The sequence below is a fragment of the Ectorhizobium quercum genome (assembly GCF_026552795.1).
GTDB classification, from domain to species: domain Bacteria; phylum Pseudomonadota; class Alphaproteobacteria; order Rhizobiales; family Rhizobiaceae; genus Ectorhizobium; species Ectorhizobium quercum.
This window is the reverse complement of record NZ_JANFPI010000005.1, coordinates 157,125-174,853: the sequence shown is the minus strand read 5'-3', so window position 1 is coordinate 174,853 and position 17,729 is coordinate 157,125. Positions and strand designations below refer to the sequence as shown.

The 17,729-nt window shown below is 66.0% G+C and carries 15 protein-coding genes; 2 read left to right on the top strand and 13 right to left on the bottom strand.

Annotated features, from left to right (window positions below; genetic code table 11):
• Window positions 1-6: 6 nt before the first annotated feature.
• The 7 genes from dxs to NOF55_RS15910 form a co-directional block, all read right to left on the bottom strand.
• A complete protein-coding gene (gene dxs / locus NOF55_RS15940; protein WP_306410104.1) occupies window positions 7-1,941 on the bottom strand; it encodes a 1-deoxy-D-xylulose-5-phosphate synthase in 1,935 nt (644 codons plus the stop codon).
• A 100-nt stretch (window positions 1,942-2,041) separates the two neighbouring features.
• Window positions 2,042-2,965: a pirin family protein gene (locus NOF55_RS15935; protein WP_306410105.1), complete on the bottom strand. Its 924-nt coding sequence runs from the start codon at window positions 2,963-2,965 to the stop codon at window positions 2,042-2,044.
• A 75-nt stretch (window positions 2,966-3,040) separates the two neighbouring features.
• On the bottom strand, window positions 3,041-3,409 hold the full coding sequence (locus NOF55_RS15930) for a DUF1850 domain-containing protein (protein WP_306410106.1): 369 nt from the start codon (window positions 3,407-3,409) through the stop codon (window positions 3,041-3,043).
• A complete protein-coding gene (locus tag NOF55_RS15925) occupies window positions 3,406-5,511 on the bottom strand; it encodes a TRAP transporter permease (protein WP_306410107.1) in 2,106 nt (701 codons plus the stop codon). Before NOF55_RS15925 ends, NOF55_RS15930 begins: the two co-directional genes overlap by 4 nt.
• 147 nt (window positions 5,512-5,658) lie before the next feature.
• The gene (locus tag NOF55_RS15920; protein WP_306410108.1) at window positions 5,659-6,618 is read right to left on the bottom strand and encodes a TAXI family TRAP transporter solute-binding subunit; all 960 of its coding nucleotides are present in this window, start codon (window positions 6,616-6,618) and stop codon (window positions 5,659-5,661) included.
• Window positions 6,619-6,752: 134 nt separating this feature from the next.
• Window positions 6,753-7,007: an exodeoxyribonuclease VII small subunit gene (locus NOF55_RS15915; RefSeq protein ID WP_306410109.1), complete on the bottom strand. Its 255-nt coding sequence runs from the start codon at window positions 7,005-7,007 to the stop codon at window positions 6,753-6,755.
• Window positions 7,008-7,009: 2 nt separating this feature from the next.
• Window positions 7,010-7,945: a histone deacetylase family protein gene (locus NOF55_RS15910; RefSeq protein ID WP_306410110.1), complete on the bottom strand. Its 936-nt coding sequence runs from the start codon at window positions 7,943-7,945 to the stop codon at window positions 7,010-7,012.
• A 79-nt stretch (window positions 7,946-8,024) separates the two neighbouring features.
• Here NOF55_RS15910 and NOF55_RS15905 point away from each other — a divergent pair, with 79 nt between their 5' ends.
• Complete coding sequence (locus NOF55_RS15905; RefSeq protein ID WP_306410111.1) at window positions 8,025-8,426, top strand: acyl-CoA thioesterase; 402 nt, start codon at window positions 8,025-8,027, stop codon at window positions 8,424-8,426.
• A 185-nt stretch (window positions 8,427-8,611) separates the two neighbouring features.
• Here the strand turns inward: NOF55_RS15905 and NOF55_RS15900 are convergent, their stop codons facing one another.
• From NOF55_RS15900 to NOF55_RS15890, 3 genes are read right to left on the bottom strand one after another with little or no spacing between them, the layout of a single operon-like run.
• Window positions 8,612-9,175, bottom strand: coding sequence for a biotin transporter BioY (locus tag NOF55_RS15900; protein WP_306410112.1), 564 nt, complete (start codon window positions 9,173-9,175; stop codon window positions 8,612-8,614).
• 30 nt (window positions 9,176-9,205) lie between these two features.
• Complete coding sequence (locus NOF55_RS15895) at window positions 9,206-9,808, bottom strand: CbiQ family ECF transporter T component (protein WP_306410113.1); 603 nt, start codon at window positions 9,806-9,808, stop codon at window positions 9,206-9,208.
• Window positions 9,805-10,485: an energy-coupling factor ABC transporter ATP-binding protein gene (locus tag NOF55_RS15890; RefSeq protein ID WP_306410114.1), complete on the bottom strand. Its 681-nt coding sequence runs from the start codon at window positions 10,483-10,485 to the stop codon at window positions 9,805-9,807. Before NOF55_RS15890 ends, NOF55_RS15895 begins: the two co-directional genes overlap by 4 nt.
• 111 nt (window positions 10,486-10,596) lie before the next feature.
• On the opposite strand from NOF55_RS15890, the gene NOF55_RS15885 reads away from it, so the two are divergent.
• Window positions 10,597-11,787 carry a winged helix-turn-helix domain-containing protein gene (locus NOF55_RS15885; RefSeq protein WP_306410115.1) on the top strand — a complete coding sequence of 397 codons (1,191 nt, stop codon included), beginning with the start codon at window positions 10,597-10,599 and terminating at the stop codon, window positions 11,785-11,787.
• Window positions 11,788-12,010: 223 nt separating this feature from the next.
• On the opposite strand, the gene ribB is transcribed toward NOF55_RS15885, so the two are convergent.
• The 3 genes from ribB to NOF55_RS15870 all read right to left on the bottom strand — a co-directional run bounded on the left by ribB (window position 12,011) and on the right by NOF55_RS15870 (window position 17,478).
• On the bottom strand, window positions 12,011-13,111 hold the full coding sequence (gene ribB, locus NOF55_RS15880) for a 3,4-dihydroxy-2-butanone-4-phosphate synthase (RefSeq protein ID WP_306410116.1): 1,101 nt from the start codon (window positions 13,109-13,111) through the stop codon (window positions 12,011-12,013).
• A gap of 16 nt (window positions 13,112-13,127) precedes the next feature.
• Window positions 13,128-14,225 (bottom strand): chorismate synthase, encoded by a 1,098-nt coding sequence (aroC, locus tag NOF55_RS15875; protein ID WP_306410117.1) that lies wholly within the window; start codon window positions 14,223-14,225, stop codon window positions 13,128-13,130.
• 124 nt (window positions 14,226-14,349) lie between these two features.
• Entirely contained in the window at window positions 14,350-17,478 is a 3,129-nt protein-coding gene (locus NOF55_RS15870; RefSeq protein WP_306410118.1) for a bifunctional diguanylate cyclase/phosphodiesterase, read from the bottom strand.
• Window positions 17,479-17,729 lie beyond the last annotated feature (251 nt).

The window sequence follows — 17,729 nt, the reverse complement described above, 5'->3', positions numbered from 1 at the left end:
GCCCCCTCAGCCGGCGGTGCCGAAGCTGATCGCCTTGTGGTCGAGCGCGGCGAACACCGTCTTGACGATGCCGGTGCGGTCGAGCCCGGCATTGGCATACATGGATTCCGGCTTCGCCTGCTCCACCCATTCGTCGGGCATCGTCAGACAGCGCACCTTCAATCCGCTGTCGAGCAGGCCCTCGCCGGTCATGAAATGCAGCACCTGCGAGGCGAAGCCGCCGGCGGCGCCTTCCTCCACGGTCACGATGATTTCGTGATGTCGGGCAAGCTGGCGGATGAGATCGGTGTCGAGCGGCTTGGCGAAGCGCGCATCGGCGACAGTCGTCGAAAGGCCGGCGGCGTCGAGGTCCTCGGCAGCGTGCAGGCATTCGGCCAGCCGGGTTCCGAACGACAGCAGCGCCACCTTCGACCCCTGCTTGACGACGCGGCCCTTGCCGATGGCGAGGACCTCGCCGCGCGCGGGCATGTCGATGCCGACGCCCTCGCCGCGCGGGTAGCGGAAGGCGATCGGGCCGTCGTCGTAAGCGGCGGCGGTGCGCACCATGTGCTTCAACTCGGCCTCGTCGGCGGCGGCCATCACCACCATGCCCGGCAGCGTGGCGAGGAAGGCGGTGTCGAACGAGCCGGCATGCGTCGGCCCGTCGGCCCCGACGAAGCCGGCGCGGTCGATGGGGAAGCGCACGGGCAGCTTTTGCAGCGCCACGTCGTGGACGACCTGATCGTAGGCGCGCTGGAGGAAGGTCGAATAGAGCGCGCAGAACGGCTTGAAGCCCTCGGTCGCGAGGCCGGCGGCGAAGGTCACGGCATGCTGCTCGGCGATGCCGACATCGAAGCAGCGCTCCGGGAAAACCTCGGCGAGCTTGTCGAGGCCGGTGCCGGACGGCATGGCGGCGGTGATGCCGACGATCTTGTCGTCCTGGCGGGCTTCCTCCACCAGCGCATCGGCGAAGACGGAGGTGTAGCTCGGCGCGTTCGGCTTGGCCTTGGCCTGCGCGCCGGTGATGACGTCGAACTTGTTGACGCCGTGATACTTGTCGGCGGCCTCCTCGGCCGGGGCATAGCCCTTGCCCTTCTGCGTCACCACATGGATCAGCACCGGGCCCCGGGCGTTGTCGCGCACGTTGCGCAGCACCGGAAGCAGATGGTCGAAGGAATGGCCGTCGATCGGGCCGATATGGTAGAAGCCCAGTTCCTCGAACAGCGTTCCGCCCGTCACATAGCCGCGTGCATGGCCGACGGCGCGGGTGATCGCCCGGTCGATGGTCTTGCCGAGATAGGCCGTCAGCTTCCGCCCCAGGTCGCGGATGCCCATGTAGGTGCGGCCGGAGGCGAGCCGGGCCAGATAGGCGCTCATCGCCCCGGTCGGCGGGGCGATCGACATGTCGTTGTCGTTGAGGATGACGATCAGGCGGGCATCCAGCGCCCCGGCATTGTTCAGCGCCTCGAAGGCCATGCCGGCCGACATGGCGCCGTCGCCGATGATGGCGATGACCTTGCGGTCCGAGCGGTCGAGATCGGCAGCGACCGCCATGCCGAGGCCGGCGGAAATCGAGGTCGAGGAATGGCCAGCGCCGAAATTGTCGTATTCGCTCTCTGCCCTGCGGGTGAAGCCGGAAAGGCCGCCTTCCTGCCGCAGCGTGCGCATGCGCTCGCGCCGTCCGGTCAGGATCTTGTGCGGATAGCACTGGTGGCCGACATCGAAGATCAGCCGGTCGTCCGGCGTGTCGAACACCTTGTGGATGGCGATCGTCAGTTCCACCACGCCGAGGCCCGCGCCGAGATGGCCGCCGGTGCGGGACACGGAGTCGATCATCTCATCGCGCAGTTCGCGGGCGAGTTGCGGCAGGTCGCGGTCGTCGATCGTCTTCAGGTCCGACGGATAGTGGACCTGATCGAGAAGCGGCGTCTGCGGGGCGGGGGTGGATGTGGATTGCGTCACTGGCGGTTCTCTTTACTGGGTCCAGTCCGGGCGGTTCCGCTCGTTTCATCGGAGTTGGGCGATGGGCGGAATACGCTCGTCCGAACCGTTCTAGCGCAAATCAGCCCTGCGGCAAGGGGACAAACTCGTCTTCGTCGCCCGGAACGATGTCAAAACGCCCCGTGCGCCACTCTTCCTTGGCCTTTTCGATGCGCTCCCGCGAGGAGGAAACGAAGTTCCACCAGATGTGGCGCGGCGAATTCAGCGCGGCACCGCCGAACAGCATGATGTGACATCCCTCCGGCCCGCCTTCCAGCGTGATCGCGTCGCCGGGGCGGAACACGAGCAGCTGATCGGCGGCGAAACGGTCGCCCGCGACGCCGAGGCTGCCGGAAAGGATGTAGAGCGCCCGCTCCTCCTGCTTGGCGGGGAAGGGAAAACGCGCGCCGGCCTCAAGCGTCAGGTCGACATAGAGCGTGTCGGAAAAGGCCCGGACCGGCGATGCCAGTCCCTCGAACGAACCGATCACGACGCGACCGCGCGCCCCTTCGGCGGAAAATTCCGGCATGGAGGCGGCTTCGGTATGGGTGAATTCCGGGTCCATCTCCTCCAGCCTGTCGGGCAGGGCCAGCCAGGTTTGCAGGCCGGAGATGGAATGCGGATGGCCGCGCAGCTTTTCCGGCGTGCGTTCGGAATGCACGATGCCCTTGCCGGCGGTCATCAGGTTGATGTCGCCGGGCTTGATGACGAGTTCGGTGCCGAGGCTGTCGCGGTGCTTGATCTGGCCGTCGAACAGATAGGTGACGGTCGAAAGGCCGATATGCGGATGCGGTTGCACGTCGAGCGCCTGATCGGCCCTCAGCAGCGCCGGGCCCATGCGGTCGAAGAAGATGAACGGGCCGACGAGCCGCCGCCGGCGCGAGGGAAGCGCGCGGCGCACCTCGAAATTGCCGAGATCGCTGGTGCGCGGAATGATCAGGCTCTCGATGGCCGAGCAGGAAAAGGCGTCGCCCGCAACGGGATCGTCTCCGGGAAAGAAGGACATCGGTTCTCGCTCCTCGCTGGGGTTCCTCCAGACATCATATAGGTGTCCTCCCGGCCTGCACCAGCCCGCCGCGGTTCAATCGTCGTCGCAGACGCTCAACACTGTGTCTTCGCCGGCGCGGCTTCCCAGTTGGAGGCAGCCACCGTCGTGGCAGAGCTGCCAGCCGCCGCCGGTGGCGCCCGAAGCGGCCAGCGCGAGGGAGGGCAGGGGCTTCGTCCGCGGATGCCAGACGAGCCATCCGTCCCGCGCCACCGCGCCTTCGCCCGGCTCCATGCCGGCGCCCGAACCCCTGATCATCGCGGTTTCGAGCACCAGCCCGGCGGGCGTGATCCGCCATTCTTCGCGCCATCCGGTTTTCTGCACCGAATGCGTCCAGCCGAGGGAGAAGAGGCTGACGGCGAGCGTCACGGTCTTTCCCCCGGCAAGGATGCAGAGCGCGCTCATGTCGCCGGGGAAACGGCGCTTCTCGCTCGCCACCAGTGCTGGGCGATGATGAGGGCGGCGAGCGCGAAGCCGATTTCGTCGGTCAGCGGCAGGGAAAGCACGAGAAGCACGCCGGCCGCCAGCGCCAGCCCCCGTTCCCATAGTGCCGCCGGGCGGATGAGGAAGCCGACGACCGCCATGCCCCACAGGCCGATGGCCAGGCACGCCTTGGTGAAGACATAGGCCACTTCCACCGGATAGCCCCAGGCTTCCGCCATCGGCCCGGCGTCCTGAAGCATGAGCGAGGGCGTGTAGACGGCCATGAAGGGCACGACGAAACCGGCGGTGGCGAGCTTGGTCGCCTGTAGCGAGATGCGCAGCCCCGATGTCTTGGCCATCGGCGCGGCGGCGAAGCAGGCGAGCGCCACGGGCGGCGTCAGGTCCGCCATGATGCCGAAATAGAAGACGAACATGTGGCTGACGATCAGCGGCACGTCGAGCGCCAGCAGGGCGGGGCCGGCCAGCGACGAGGTGATGATGTAGTTCGGAATGGTGGGAATGCCCATGCCGAGCACGAGGCAGGTGATCATCGTCAGCACCAGCGAGAGGAACAGGTTGTTCTCGCCGATCCGGATGATCGCGCCGATGAAGGTGGAGGCGATGCCGGTCAGCGTCAGCGTGCCGATGACGATGCCGACGATGGCGCAGGCGATGCCCACCGGCAGGGCGTTCTTGGCGCCTTCGGCAAGCGAATCGCGGCAGATGATCAGCGTTTCGCGCCCGCCCTGCACGAAGAAGCAGGCGGCGACCAGCGCGGCGATGACGAGGAACAGGATGTTCACGCCGAATTTCAGGAAGGCCGAGGCCGCGACGCCGAGCGCCACCCAGAAGACGATGCGGAAGGCGAACGGGCCGATGCGGGCGGCCAGCGGCGTGCCGAGGATCAGCACCACCACCAGCGCCAGCCCCATCGTGCCGGCGAAGATCGGCGTGTAACCGGCAAACAGCAGGTAGACCAGCGCCCCGAGCGGCAGCATGAGCGCCCAGTCCTTCCTCAGCGCTTTCCACGGGTTCGGCAGGATGGCCCGGTCCATGCCGGACAGCTTCGCCTTGCCGGCCTCCAGATAGACCATCCAGAAACAGACGCCGAAATAGAGGACGGCCGGGATCAGCGCCGCCTTGACGACATCCGCATAGGGCACGTTCAGCGTTTCGGCCATGATGAAGGCGACCGCGCCCATCACCGGCGGCATGATCTGCCCGCCCATCGAGGAGGTCGCCTCCACGCCGCCCGAAAAGGCCGAGGAGAAGCCGAACCGCTTCATCAGCGGAATGGTGAACTGGCCGGAGGCGACGACATTGGCCACGCCCGAGCCGGACACGGTGCCCATCAGCGCCGAGGACATGACGCAGACCTGCGCCGGCCCGCCGCGCCAGGAGCCGACAAGCCCGAGCGCCAGGTCGTTGAACAGGTTCAGCATCCCGGCCCGTTCGAGGAAGGCGGCGAAGACGACGAAGATGAAGATATAGGCCGAGGAGACGTAGATCGGCGTGCCGTAGATGCCTTCGGTGCCGAAGCCGAAATGCTCGACGATCAGCTCGAAATCATAGCCGCGATGCTGGAACGGCGCGGGCAGGTATTGCCCGAAGAAGCAGTAGGCGAGGAATATGCCGGAGATGATGGTGAGCGGCAGGCCCATGAGGCGGCGCGCGCCCTCGAACACCAGCACGACCATGAGGCTTGCCACCACCAGGTCGAGGTCGGTGTGGAAGCCCGAGCGCTGGATCAGGTCGACATAGAAGATCCAGTTGTAGAGGCCGGTCGAAAAGCCGAGCAGCCCGAGCGTCCAGAACCAGACCTTGCCGGCGGTGCTTTTGGCCACCAGATTGCCGAGCAGGGTGAAGCCGAGCAGCAGCAGGAAGCCGACATGCATGGCGCGCACCACCTGGCTCGGCAGGCTGCCATAGGCCGCCGCCCATATCTGGAACAGCGAGAAGACGATGGCGATGGTGAAGACGGTCTTGCCGGCAAGGCCCTCGCCGAAACCGGACGGCAGGCCTTCGATGGCCTCCTCCGCGCTGCGCGGTGGGGCATTCGGGGCAGGTTGGGCGCTGATGCTCAATGTCGTTCCTCCGGCGACGTCGAATGGGCATGGCCACCGCCCGGTCCGGGCGGCAGGCGGTGCGCGCGGCCCTCCTCCCTGGCCGCGCGCGCAGCGCCCCCGCATCCGAAAGGGCCGGGGCACTGTCGGGAAACGGGACGGCGCCCCTTACTTGAGGACGCCGATCTCCCGGTAATAGCGCTCCGCGCCGGGATGCAGCGGCACAGGCATGCCCTCGATCGCCTTCGTCACGTCGATGGCCGTCGCGGCGGCATGCGAGGCCGCCAGCCGGTCGACATTCTCGAACAGCAGCTTCGTCATCTGATAGGCGGTTTCGTCCGAAACGCCCTCGTGGGTGATGAGGAAGTTGCCGACCGTTGCCGTTTCCACATCCTCCGTCTGGCCGTCATAGGTCCCGGCGGGAATGATGGCGGCGACATAGGGCGCGCCGATCTTCTCCACATCGGCGGCGGGCACCGCCACGACGTTGATCGGCAGAGAGGTCGCAAGGTCGCGGATCGAGGCGACGCCGAGGCCCGCCGATTGCAGCGTGGCGTCGAGCTGGCGGTTCTTGATCAGCTCCACCGATTCGGCGAAGGGCAGGTATTCGAGCTTGCCGAGATCGCCGTAGGCAAGACCGGCGGCCCTGAAGATCGCGCGGGCGTTGAGTTCCGTGCCGGAGGCAGGCGCCCCCACCGAAAGGCTCTTGCCCTTGAGGTCGGCCAGCGTCGTCACGCCTGAATCCTTCGAGGCGACGATCTGGATATAGTTGGAATAGATGCCGGCGATGCCGCGCAGCTTGTCGAGCTTGCCGGGAAAGCCCGCTTCGGTGTTGCCTTCCCAGGCCTCCTGAACGCTGTCACCCAGCGAGAAACCGAGCTCGCCGCGCCCGCGCTGCAACAGGTTGAGATTTTCGACCGACGCCTTGGTGGCCTGGACCTGGGTGCGCACCCCCGGGATCTTCTCGCTGTAGATTTCCGAAAGCGCGACGCCGAGCGGATAATAGACCCCCGAGGTGCCGCCGGTCAGAACGTTGATGAATTCGTCCGCGCGCGCGGTCGCAACGGTTGCGAGGCTCGAAAGAGCCACGATGCCTGCGCATGCAATACGGGTTGTGATATGCGTCATGATTGCTCCTCCCAAAACAAATCCTTCGGCTGCGACGATTTGACCGGATGGGAGGAGAAAGGTCAATGACCCCAAGGGGAAATTCTGTTGCCGTGCCGAAAGTCCGCGCCTTGCCCGGCGCGGGGCATGGACAATCAGCCGTTGTCCAGCGGTTCCGTGCCCTGCGGCTTGCCGGCGCGGTCGATGCGGATCTTCTCGATGCGGTTCTCGGCGGCGGAAAGAAGGGTCTCGCAATGCTTCTTCAGCGCTTCGCCGCGTTCGTAGATGGCGATGGATTCGTCCAGCGCCACGTCGCCGCGCTCCAGCCGCGCCACGATGTTTTCCAGTTCTGCCACCGCCTTTTCGAAGGAAAGGCCGGTGATGTCGGCGGGCGTGGCGATGTCGGTCATGGTCAACCCCGGATCAGTCTTGAAATATGCAGGCCGGCCGACTCGGCCAGACCTTCAAGATCATAGCCGCCTTCGAGCAGGCTGACGACCCGGTTGCCGGCGCTATCCTCGGCAATTTCCATCAGCCGGCCCGTCGCCCAGTCGAAATCCTCGCCGGTGAGGTTCAGATGGCCGGCCCTGTCGCGGTGATGCGCGTCGAAGCCGGCGGAAACGATGACGATGTCCGGGCTGAAGTTGCGAAGCGCCCGGAGGATGCGGTCGCGGAAGGCTTCGCGGAACTGGTCGCCGGAAGAACCGGCGGAAAGCGGAACGTTGACGACGTTTCCGGCGATGCCGGTTTCCTCCACCCGGCCGGAGAAGGGATAGAGCGGCGCCTCGTGGATCGAGGCGAACAGCGTGTCGGGATCGTTCCAGACGATCTCCTGCGTGCCGTCGCCGTGGTGGACGTCCCAGTCGACGATGGCGATGCGCTCGGCCCCGTGGGCGGCGCGGGCGTGCGCGGCGGCGATGGCCGCGTTGTTGAACAGGCAGAAGCCGGCGGTGCGGGCGCGGCCCGCATGATGCCCCGGCGGGCGGGAGGCGACGAAGGCGTTGTCGGCCGTGCCGGCAAACACGTCGTCGACCGCCGCTATCGCCCCGCCGACGGCGCGAAGCGCTGCCTGAAGCGTGCCGGCGGACCCGTAGGTATCCTCGGCCACCCTGCGGATGTCGCTCTCTTCCTCCGGCATCGAGCGCATGATGTGCTGTAAATACTCTTCCGTATGGGCCATCAGGACGGCGTCCTCGCTGGCGCGCGGCGCTTCCGCCCGCTCAAGCCGCGCGAAATTCGGATGTTCGAGCGCGAGCGCCAGCGCCCGCAGCCGGTCCGGATGCTCCGGATGGCCTTTCGGCACCTCGTGCCTGAGAAAATCCGCATGTTCGTAAAGGCGTGTCGTCATGCCGCTCGTCCGTTGGCGAAGGGAGTCTTGTTCTTTTCCCCGTCGACGTTTTAGATGCGGTTAAAGCTGGGGAAAAACAATGGCCACGAACGACGCTTTCGATACGATGGACATTCGCGTCGCCTATCGCGACGTCGACATGCAGGGGCAGATGCACAACGCCGCCTATCTGACGCTGGCGGAACAGGCGCTGGTCGATTTCTGGAGCCAGCGCCCGACGGTGGAGAGCGAGCCGGCTTTCGCGATGAAGCGCATGGAATGCGTCTTTCACAAGCCGCTCCACTATGACGATATCGCCCGCCTGCGGGTGGAGATCGACAAGATCGGCATGCAGACGGTCGGCTTTGCCGTGCTCATCGAGCGGGACGGCACGCTTGCCGCCCGCGTTGAAATCGTCTGGACGGCCTATGACCGGGACAAGGGCGAGGAGGCCCGCCTGCCGGAAGCCCTGCGCGACTGGCTCTACGATTTCCTGCCCTGAAACGGCAAGGCCGCTCCGGACCGCTGACAAAGGCTGTATCGCTCTCGTTCGTCATGGTCGGGCCTGACCCGTCCATCCACCGCGCCGCCTGCGGCGTGGATCCTTGGGCTCGAGCTCGAGGGTGACGAGGGAGTGGGGTGGTGGATACGTTGAGGCCGCCCGCAGGCGGCCCCGGTGTCTCCGATTTACCGGCGGACCGGCAGAAGCGGGTAGCCGGCCTGCACGGCGCGGGCGGCGAGCGCTGCGACGCCCGCCTTGACGAGATCGCCCGGGATGAAGGCCAGCGAGCCGGCGAAGGCCTTGGCGAAGGGCAGTCCCGTGACCAGCATCACGCCGAGGATGCCGCAGGCATAGAGCACGACCACGCCGCCGGCGACGGCGGCGATGAAGAAGTTGGCAAGCTGGGCGACGCTGCCCTGCGTGCTGTTGACGAAGCGCTGGGACAGAAGGCCGGTGACGAAGGCGGCGGGCAGCCAGCCGAGGAGGAAGCCGACGGTTGGCTGGGAGAAGACGCCGAGGCCGCCGCGGCCGCCTGACAGCACGGGCAGGCCGACGATGACGAGAAGGATGACCAGAGCCACGGCGAGCGCGCCGCGCTTCGCCCCGAGGATGACGCCCGCCAGCATGACGCCGAGCGATTGCGCCGTGATCGGCACGGGAATGAAGCCGAGCGGGATCGGCGGCAGCAGGCCGAGCGCCACGATGATGGCGGCAAACAGTGAAACGAGAACGAGATCGCGGGTATTCATGGTCTGGGAAACCTCCACTTCATTGACGTCTTAATGGCGGCGAAGGCCGCGCGCGTCAATGGCGGCGGCGATCTGGTCGGCCTCGCGGAGGGTCAGAATCACCAGGGGTGCGACCAAAGTCAGGGGCCGGACCTTCAGCCCGCGTGCCTTGTGCGCCTCGCGGATGGCTTCGTAGCGGGCGAGGATTTCCGGCACGAATCGCACGACCAGCCCGAAGGCCAGCCCGATATCGGCGGCGCGGACGAGGCCCGCCCGTTCCAGCGGCTGCGCCAGCCGGGTGATCTCGTCGATGAAATCCCCGACCGTCGTGGTGGCGGTGACGGCGGCGGCAAACAGCATCAGCGTCGTCAGCCGCAGCAGTTGCAGCAGCGCCTCTTCCGCCGAATTGACCATGAAACTGAAGGCGGCGACGATGGCGATGGTCAGGAAGACCGGGCGAAGGCGCCTGAGCGCCTCGGCCGCCGGCAGGCCGAGCGTGAAATAGACGAGCGCGCCGAGTGCGGGGCCGATAAGCAGAAGCAGCGGGTTGCGCGTCAGGAACAGGCTGATGCCGAGCAGGGCGAGAAACACGAGTTTCGGCCGGACGGGCAGGCGGTGGAGCGGGCTCGTGCCTTCGACGTAGAGCGACTTCATGCGCCGGCGATCTCTAGATAGCGGGCGACGGCCTCGGCCGGTGGCGCATCCGCCGCAAGCCGGCCCTCGTGGAAAAGAAGCACGCGGTCGAAACCGTCGAGCAGCGCCAGATCGTGGCTGATGACGATGAGCTGCTGCGAAAGCCCGGCCATCGTCCGTTCGACGAGGCGCCGGTTCTTCAGATCGAGCTGGTTGGTGGGCTCGTCGAGAATGACGAGGTCGGGGCCGGTGACGAGCACGGCGGCCAGCGCCGCAAGCTGAAGCTCGCCGCCGGACAGCTCGTGCGCCCGGCGCCGTTCCAGATGGGCGATGGCGAGCGCCTCCAGCGTTTCCGCGATCTTCGCCGCCCGCTGCGCCTTGTCGAGCCCGCGGTTCTTCAGGCCGAAATCCATGTCTTCGGCGACGATCGGCATGATGATCTGGTTGGCCGGGTTCTGGAAGATGTAGCCCGTGCGGCCTGCCAGCGTTTTCGCATCGGCCACCGTGTCGAGGCCGTCGAGCGTGATGCGGCCCCGGCTCGGCGCCACGAGCCCGTTGATCAGCCGCGCGAAGGTCGATTTTCCAGAGCCGTTGAGGCCGATCACGCCGATGCGGCGCTCGGCGAGCGAAAGCGTGAGCGGCTGAAGCACCGTGCGGTCGCCGAAATCGACGCCTGCGCCCTCGAAACGAATGTTCACGCTCTCTCCTTCCATCGGACCCGCAGGCTTATACTCCCTGGAGAATGAAAAGAGAAATCGGAACATAAAAAGAACATTGTCTTTTTGCGCCGTCTTTTCTACGCTGGTTTCATGGCGATTCCGGTTTCGAACAAAGATGCAAGGCGGTTTTTCATCGAAAGGCAGGGGCTTTCCGGCCCGCCCGGCCGTTCGCTCGGCAAGGAGGGGCTGTACGATCTCGTCACCCGGCTCGGTTTCGTGCAGGTGGACAGCATCCGCACGGTCGAGCGCGCCCATCACATGATCCTGTTCGCCCGTAACCAGACCTATCGCCCGGCCCATCTCGACGCGCTGATTGAGAAGGACCGGCTGCTGTTCGAGCACTGGACGCATGATGCGTCGATCCTGCCGTCCGCCTTTTTCCCCTACTGGAAATGGCGCTTCCTGCGCGAGGAGCCCCGTATCCGCGAAGGGTGGAGGAAGTGGCGCGGCGAGGGCTTCGAGGCCGTCTTCGAGGAGACGCTCGAACGCATCCGCACGAACGGCCCGGTCATGGCCCGCGACCTCAAGGCCGAGGATCACGTTTCGGGCGGCTGGTGGAACTGGCACCCCTCGAAGACCGCGCTGGAGTTCCTCTGGCGCACCGGCCATCTGGCAATTGCCGGACGCACGAACTTCCAGAAAGTCTACGATCTGTCCTCGCGGGTCCTGCCCGCCGACCTGCATGCCGCCGAGGTCGATCACGACGCCTTCGTGGATTTCGCCTGCCGCGGCGCGCTCATGCGGCTGGGCTTTGCCACGCCCGGTGAAATCGCCGCCTTTTTCGCGCTCGTCAGCCCGCAGGAGGCCCGGGACTGGGTTGCCGCCCATCGCGACGAGCTTGAGGAGGTCGCCATCGCACCGGCAGCGGGGGAAAAGCCGCGCCCGGCCTTCGCCTTCGCGGGCATTGCTGGCAGGATCGGGCAGGCGCCGGAACCGCCGGCCCGCATCCGGGTGCTTTCGCCGTTCGATCCGCTCTTACGCGACCGCAGCCGTGCCGAGCGCCTGTTCGGCTTCTTCTACCGCATCGAGGTCTTCGTGCCGGAAGGGAAGCGGCAATACGGCTATTATGTCTTCCCGCTCATCGAGGGCGACCGGCTGATCGGCCGCATCGACATGAAGGCCGAGCGCGGGGAAGGGGTCCTCTCGGTCCGGCGCCTGTGGTTGGAACCCGGCGTGCGGGCCTCGTCCGGCCGGCTCGAGAAGCTCGACGCCGAATTGCAGCGCGTCGCCCGCTTCTGCGGGGTGGAGCGGGTGGATTATCGGGACGGGTGGCGGGGGTAGCGGATATGCGGGCGGTTTACGCTTCCGAGGTCGCTCGTGTCACGCCGCCTCCGGCTACCCGCAATCTCCCCACAAGGGGGCAAAACGAAAGATGCGCCGGTTTCCCGGTTCGCAGGCGTTGAAGAGAGCCGGGCGATTGCCGCGGTTTTCTCCCCCCTTGTGGGGAGAGATGGCGGCAGCCAGAGGGGGTATCCGCCCGCCGCCGCTTCTTTTGCCTTGGAGGTCAGCCGATATCCGTCGCGGTGATCTTGATGCCGAAGCCTTCGAGGCCGACATAGTGGCGCTCGCGGGTGGTCAGCAGGCGGATCGAGGAAATGCCGAGATCCTTGAGGATCTGGGCGCCGAGGCCGATTTCCAGCCATTCATGCTCGCGGGAGCGGGCCTGCTCGTGGTCTTCCGGCAGGCTGCGCACCTTGCGCGCCCGCTCGCTCTGGCCGACGCCGACGGAGCCCTCGCGGAGGTAGACGATGACGCCGCGGCCGGCCTCGGAAATCTTCTGCATGTAATGCGCCACCGGCTGGCCGGCGCCGAACACGTCGTTGGCGACGTCTTCCGGGTGCAGGCGCACCGGAATGTCCTCGCCGTCGCGAATGTCGCCGAAGATGACGGCCATGTGCTGCATCGGGTCCCAGGGCAGCGAATAGGTCTGCGCCCGGGCCGGGCCGAAGGGCGTTTCGATGGTGAAGCTCGATTCCAGCTCGACCAGCGTTTCCTTGCGCTGGCGATAGGCGATCAGGTCGGCGACCGAAACCTGCTTTAACCCGTGCCGTTCGGCGAAATCGGCAACCTGCGGGCCGCGCGTGACGGTGCCGTCGTCGTTGACGAGTTCGCAGATCACGCCGATGGGCGGCAGGCCGGCCAGCTTGCACAGGTCGACGGCGGCTTCGGTATGGCCGGAGCGCATCAGCACGCCGCCCTCGCGCGCCACTAGCGGAAAGATGTGGCCGGGGCGGGTGAAGTCGGTGGGGCCGACATTCGGATTGGCGAGGTTGCGTACCGTCAGCGTCCGGTCCTCGGCGGAAATGCCGGTGGTGGTGCCGTGCTTGAAGTCGACGGTGACAGTGAAGGCAGTGGTGTGGGCGCTGTCGTTTTCCGCAACCATCGCGTTGAGGTTGAGGCGCTTGGCCTCCTCCTTCGGCATGGGCGCGCAGACGATGCCCGAGGTGTGGCGCACGATGAACGCCATCTTTTCCGCCGTACAATGAACGGCAGCGACGATCAGGTCGCCTTCGTTTTCACGGTCGTCGTCATCGGTGACGACGACGATTTCACCAGCTTCGAAGGCGCGGATGGCGTCCACGACGCGCTTCTGGTCAAAGCTCATCTCGGTTGTCCTTGCGTTATTTCAGGCGGCCGGTCTGGCCGCGGTCTCTCAGGTAATGGTCGGCGATGGCGCAGGCGAGCATCGCTTCGCCGACGGGCACGGCGCGGATGCCGACGCAGGGGTCGTGGCGGCCCTTGGTGCGCACCTCGACCTGCTGCCCGTCCGCGTCGATGGACTGGCGCGGCGTGAGGATCGACGAGGTCGGCTTGACGGCGAAGCGGGCGACGATCGGCGCGCCCGTCGAGATGCCGCCGAGAATGCCGCCGGCGTGGTTGGACAGGAAGAGCGGCTTGCCGTCGTTGCCCATGCGCATCTCGTCGGCGTTTTCCTCGCCGGTGATTTCGGCGGCCTCGAAGCCGTTGCCGATCTCCACGCCCTTGACGGCGTTGATCGACATCAGCAGCGAGGCGATGTCCTGGTCCAGCTTGCCGTAGAGCGGCGCGCCGAGCCCGGCGGGCACGCCGTCGGCGACCACCTCCACCACGGCGCCGACCGAGGAGCCGGCCTTGCGGATGCCGTCGAGATAGTCTTCCCAGACCGGCACGGTTCCGGGGTCAGGGCAGAAGAACGGGTTGCGCTCGACCTCGGCCCAGTCGAAGCGGCTGCGGTCGATCCTGTGCTTGCCGATCTGCACCAGCGCGCCGCGGATCGTCACGCCGGGCACGACCAGCCGGGCGAGCGCGCCGGCCGCCACGCGCGCCGCCGTCTCGCGGGCCGAGGAGCGCCCGCCGCCGCGATAGTCGCGGATGCCGTATTTGACGTCGTAGGTATAGTCTGCGTGCCCGGGACGGTACTGGCGGGCGATCTCGCCGTAGTCCTTGGAGCGCTGGTCGGTGTTCTCGATCAAAAGCGAGACCGGCGTGCCGGTGGTGGTGTGGCCCTGGCCGTCCGGGGAGGGCATGACGCCGGACAGGATGCGCACCTCGTCCGCCTCGCGGCGCTGCGTCACGAAACGGGACTGGCCGGGCTTGCGCCTGTCGAGAAAGGACTGGATGTCGGCGGAGGTGAAGGTCAGGCCGGGAGGGCAGCCGTCGACCACGCATCCGAGTGCCGGGCCGTGGCTCTCGCCCCAGGTGGTGACGCGGAAAAGATGACCGAACGTATTGTGCGACATGGGTATCCGAAATGCTTCTTGAGGCGCGATCGACGGGCACACTCTTAGTGGAAAACGCCCCTCAAGCAAAAGGCTTTATTTCCTTCAAGGGGTGACACAGCGGGCGTTTTTTCCGGACAATGCCTCACACGGCGAATTTCCAGCCCGTCTCGATGGTGCGCTGGGCGAAGTCCTCGAAGGACAGCGGCTTGGCGAAGGCGTAGCCCTGAAGCATGTCGCAGCCCAGATCGGCGAGCATGCGCGCGTGATCGAGCGTCTCGACCCCTTCGGCGACCGTTTCCACGCCGAGCGAGCGGGCGATGTCGATGATCGAGCGCACCAGCGCCCGCTCGCGCGTCGACGCCAGGATCGGCATGACGAGCTGGCGGTCGATCTTCAGCCGCTTCGGCTTCAGTTTCAGAAGGCTGACGATGGAGGTATGGCCGGTGCCGAAATCGTCGATCTCGATGTCGATGCCCAGCGCCTTTATCTGCTCCAGATTGATGTCGGTGATCGCCTCGCGGTCGTCGAGGAAGATGGATTCCACCAGTTCGAAGCAGAGTTCGCCCGGCGTGATCGACAGGCCCTTGAGGGTTTCGATCAGCGCCTCGTCGTGCAGCCGGCGCAGCGATACGTTGACGGAAACCTTGGGCACGTTGATGCCCATCGCCGCCCAGCGCATCCGGTCCTTCAGCGCCGTCTGCATCACCATCCGGTCGAGCGTGGCGACGACATTGAGTTCCTCGGCGATGCTCAGGAAGCGGTCCGGCGTGATGAGACCGTGGGTCGGATGATGCCAGCGCACGAGCGCCTCGACGCCGGTCAGCTGCATGGTCTTGGCGCAGAATTGCGGCTGATACCAGGCGGTGAACTCGTTGTTGTCGATGCCGGCGAGGATTTCGTCGGCCATGCGCTTGGCGTTGATGATTTCGGCCTGAAGGTTCTGGGTGAAGAACTCGTAGCGGTTCCGGCCCATGCGCTTGGCGCGGTAAAGGGCGATGTCGGCGTTGATGAGCACCCTGCGCGCGTCGACGTCGGTGCCCGAACCCTGCGCGATGCCGATGGAAACGCCGCAGCGGCAGGAGAAGCCGTCGATCTCCACCGGCTGGCGGATTTCCTGGACGATGCGGTTGGCCAGCGCCGTCAGGGCCGTGCGCGAATCCGTTCCCGGCAGGAGGATGACGAATTCGTCGCCGCCGATGCGGGCGACGAGGTTCGCCGCCGGCTCCGGCGTCAGGTGGCCGACATTCGACGTCAGGACCCGCGCCACATGGTTGAGCATCGCGTCGCCGGCGGCGTGCCCCAGCGTGTCGTTGATCTGCTTGAAGCGGTCGAGGTCGAGATGGAGGATGGCGAAGCTGACGCGCTTTCCCGCGCTTTCCTGTGAAAGCCGCTCGAGTTCGAGGTCCAGCTTGCGGCGGTTGCCGAGCGCGGTCAGCGGATCGTGGAGCGCGTTGTGCTCGATGCGGCTCTTGGCCGCTTCCAGCTCGACGTTCTTGACGTCGGCTTCCTGCTTGGCCGATTTCAGCGCCTGCGTCAGCAGCGTGTCTTCCGTCACGTCGATGGCGATGCCGATGATCTTGCGGCTGCCGTCGCGCCCGACATGCATCTGGCCGACGGAGCGGATGTAGCGGGTCTCGCCGTCGGGGCGGATGACGCGCACCACGAGCGCTTTCGTGCGTGCGCCGGGCTCGAATTCCGCAATGTTGGTTCGTGCCAGCACGCGGTCGTCGGGATGGATGGCGTCGAGCCAGTCCTTGTGGGTCACGATGCACCGTTCCGGCGGCACGCCGTAAAGCTGGCACATGCGTGCATCCCAGTATTCGGTTCCGTTCTCCAGATTGGCTTCCCATATGCCGCAATGATAGGATTCCAGCGCCAGGTCGAGCTTGCGCGAAAGGTCTTCGAGCTCCTGCTCGCGGCTGGAAAGCTCCTGCAAGGCGAGTTCGAGTTCGGCGTTCTTGATGTCGCTGAGTTCCTTCGCCTCGCGTAGCGTCTGGTTCAGCATCTCGTCCGATGTCACGTCCCAGATGATGCCGGTCGTGCGGGTCGAGGTGCCGACGCTTTCGTAACGCGAGCCGACCGAGCGCAGGCAGCGGATGGAGCCGTCGCTGGTCTGGATGCGGTAGGTCGTATTGTAGGTGCAGCCCGTCAGCTTGTCGTCGCAGAAATGCGCCCGCACCTTGTCGCGGTCCTCGGGCACGACGCGCATCAGCCATTGCTCCAGCGGGCTGACGATTTCCTCCGGCAGCTCGCCGTGCAGCATCGCCGCGCGCTCGTCCCAGTAGATGTCGTCCGAGCCGTCCTGCATCTCCCAGATGCCGATGTGGGAGGATTCCATCGCCAGGTTGTAGCGCTGCGAAAGCTCCAGCAGCCGGGCCTCGCGGCCCTGGAGCGCGACGATGTTGCTGTTGCGCTCCGCGATCAGCATGCTGGCGCCGAAGATCGGGATAATGATGGCGCAGCCGGCCAGCACGAGGGCGAAGCGGAACGCCGCCGCCTTGGCCCACGGGATGTCCCAGCCCGTTGCCGGCATGACCATGACTTCCAGCGCGCCGCCGTCGAAGGGAACGCGGCGGACCACCGGCGTCTCGCCCGCCATCTCCGGATCGCCGAACAGATAGGTCGGCGCGATGCCGTTGCCGCGTCCGGAAATATCGCGGATGGCCACGCGCATGTCGCGGATCTCGTGGAAGATCTCCGGGGTCATGACGGTAAAGCCGGCGGCATTGAAGAAATGGTTTTCGGCGATGATGATTTCGACCGTGCCCCAGAAGGTGCCGGTCGACTGGTTGAGCGGGTTGATCATCACCGGCGTCAGCAGGACCAGCTGGCCCTCCTGCGTCGCGATCAGCGAGGGCCGGCCCTTGTGGAGATTGGCTTCGGCATGCCGCATCTGGCGGCCCTCGCCGGCATAGCGCTCCGTCAGCGAAAGACCCGCCAGCCCGGTTTCGGGATGTTGCGGGAAGCTGTAGGCCAGCCTGGCCGCGGGCGCGATGTCGATCCGGGTGAAATAGGGGTTGGTGGCCAGAACGAACTGCGCCTCGTCGGCGAACCGGTGCATGGCCTCGTCGGGGTTCAGCGCAAAGGCGCGGGCGAGATTGCGCGCGGTGTTCTGGTCGGCCTTGATCTGGCCGGACAGGCGCTGCTGGAGGAAGAAGGCGGTCCGGTCGGCGTCCTCGTGCAGAGCGGTGCGATAGGTCTGGCTGTTCTGGCGGTCGAGGGCGACGCTAATGGCGACGATGGACAGCGCAATCAGACCCGCGCCAGCCACGGCGACGCCCGTTCGCTGCATGAAATCGCGGAAACGCCGTCGTTGGATAGCCCAGTAATTCAAACCCCGTCCCTTTTCGTTTCAAGGAAAGACGATAGAAAGGGGAGGTTAATTTAGCATTTCCCCATAATCCTTGAAATAGGCAAGGCAAGCTGAGCATAAACCGGCTACGCCCTTGAAAGGCGCCCGAAATAGGTCCATCAATCGTTGCCCTAATGTCATCTTGCGGGCCGCAATTCGCCATATTCAGG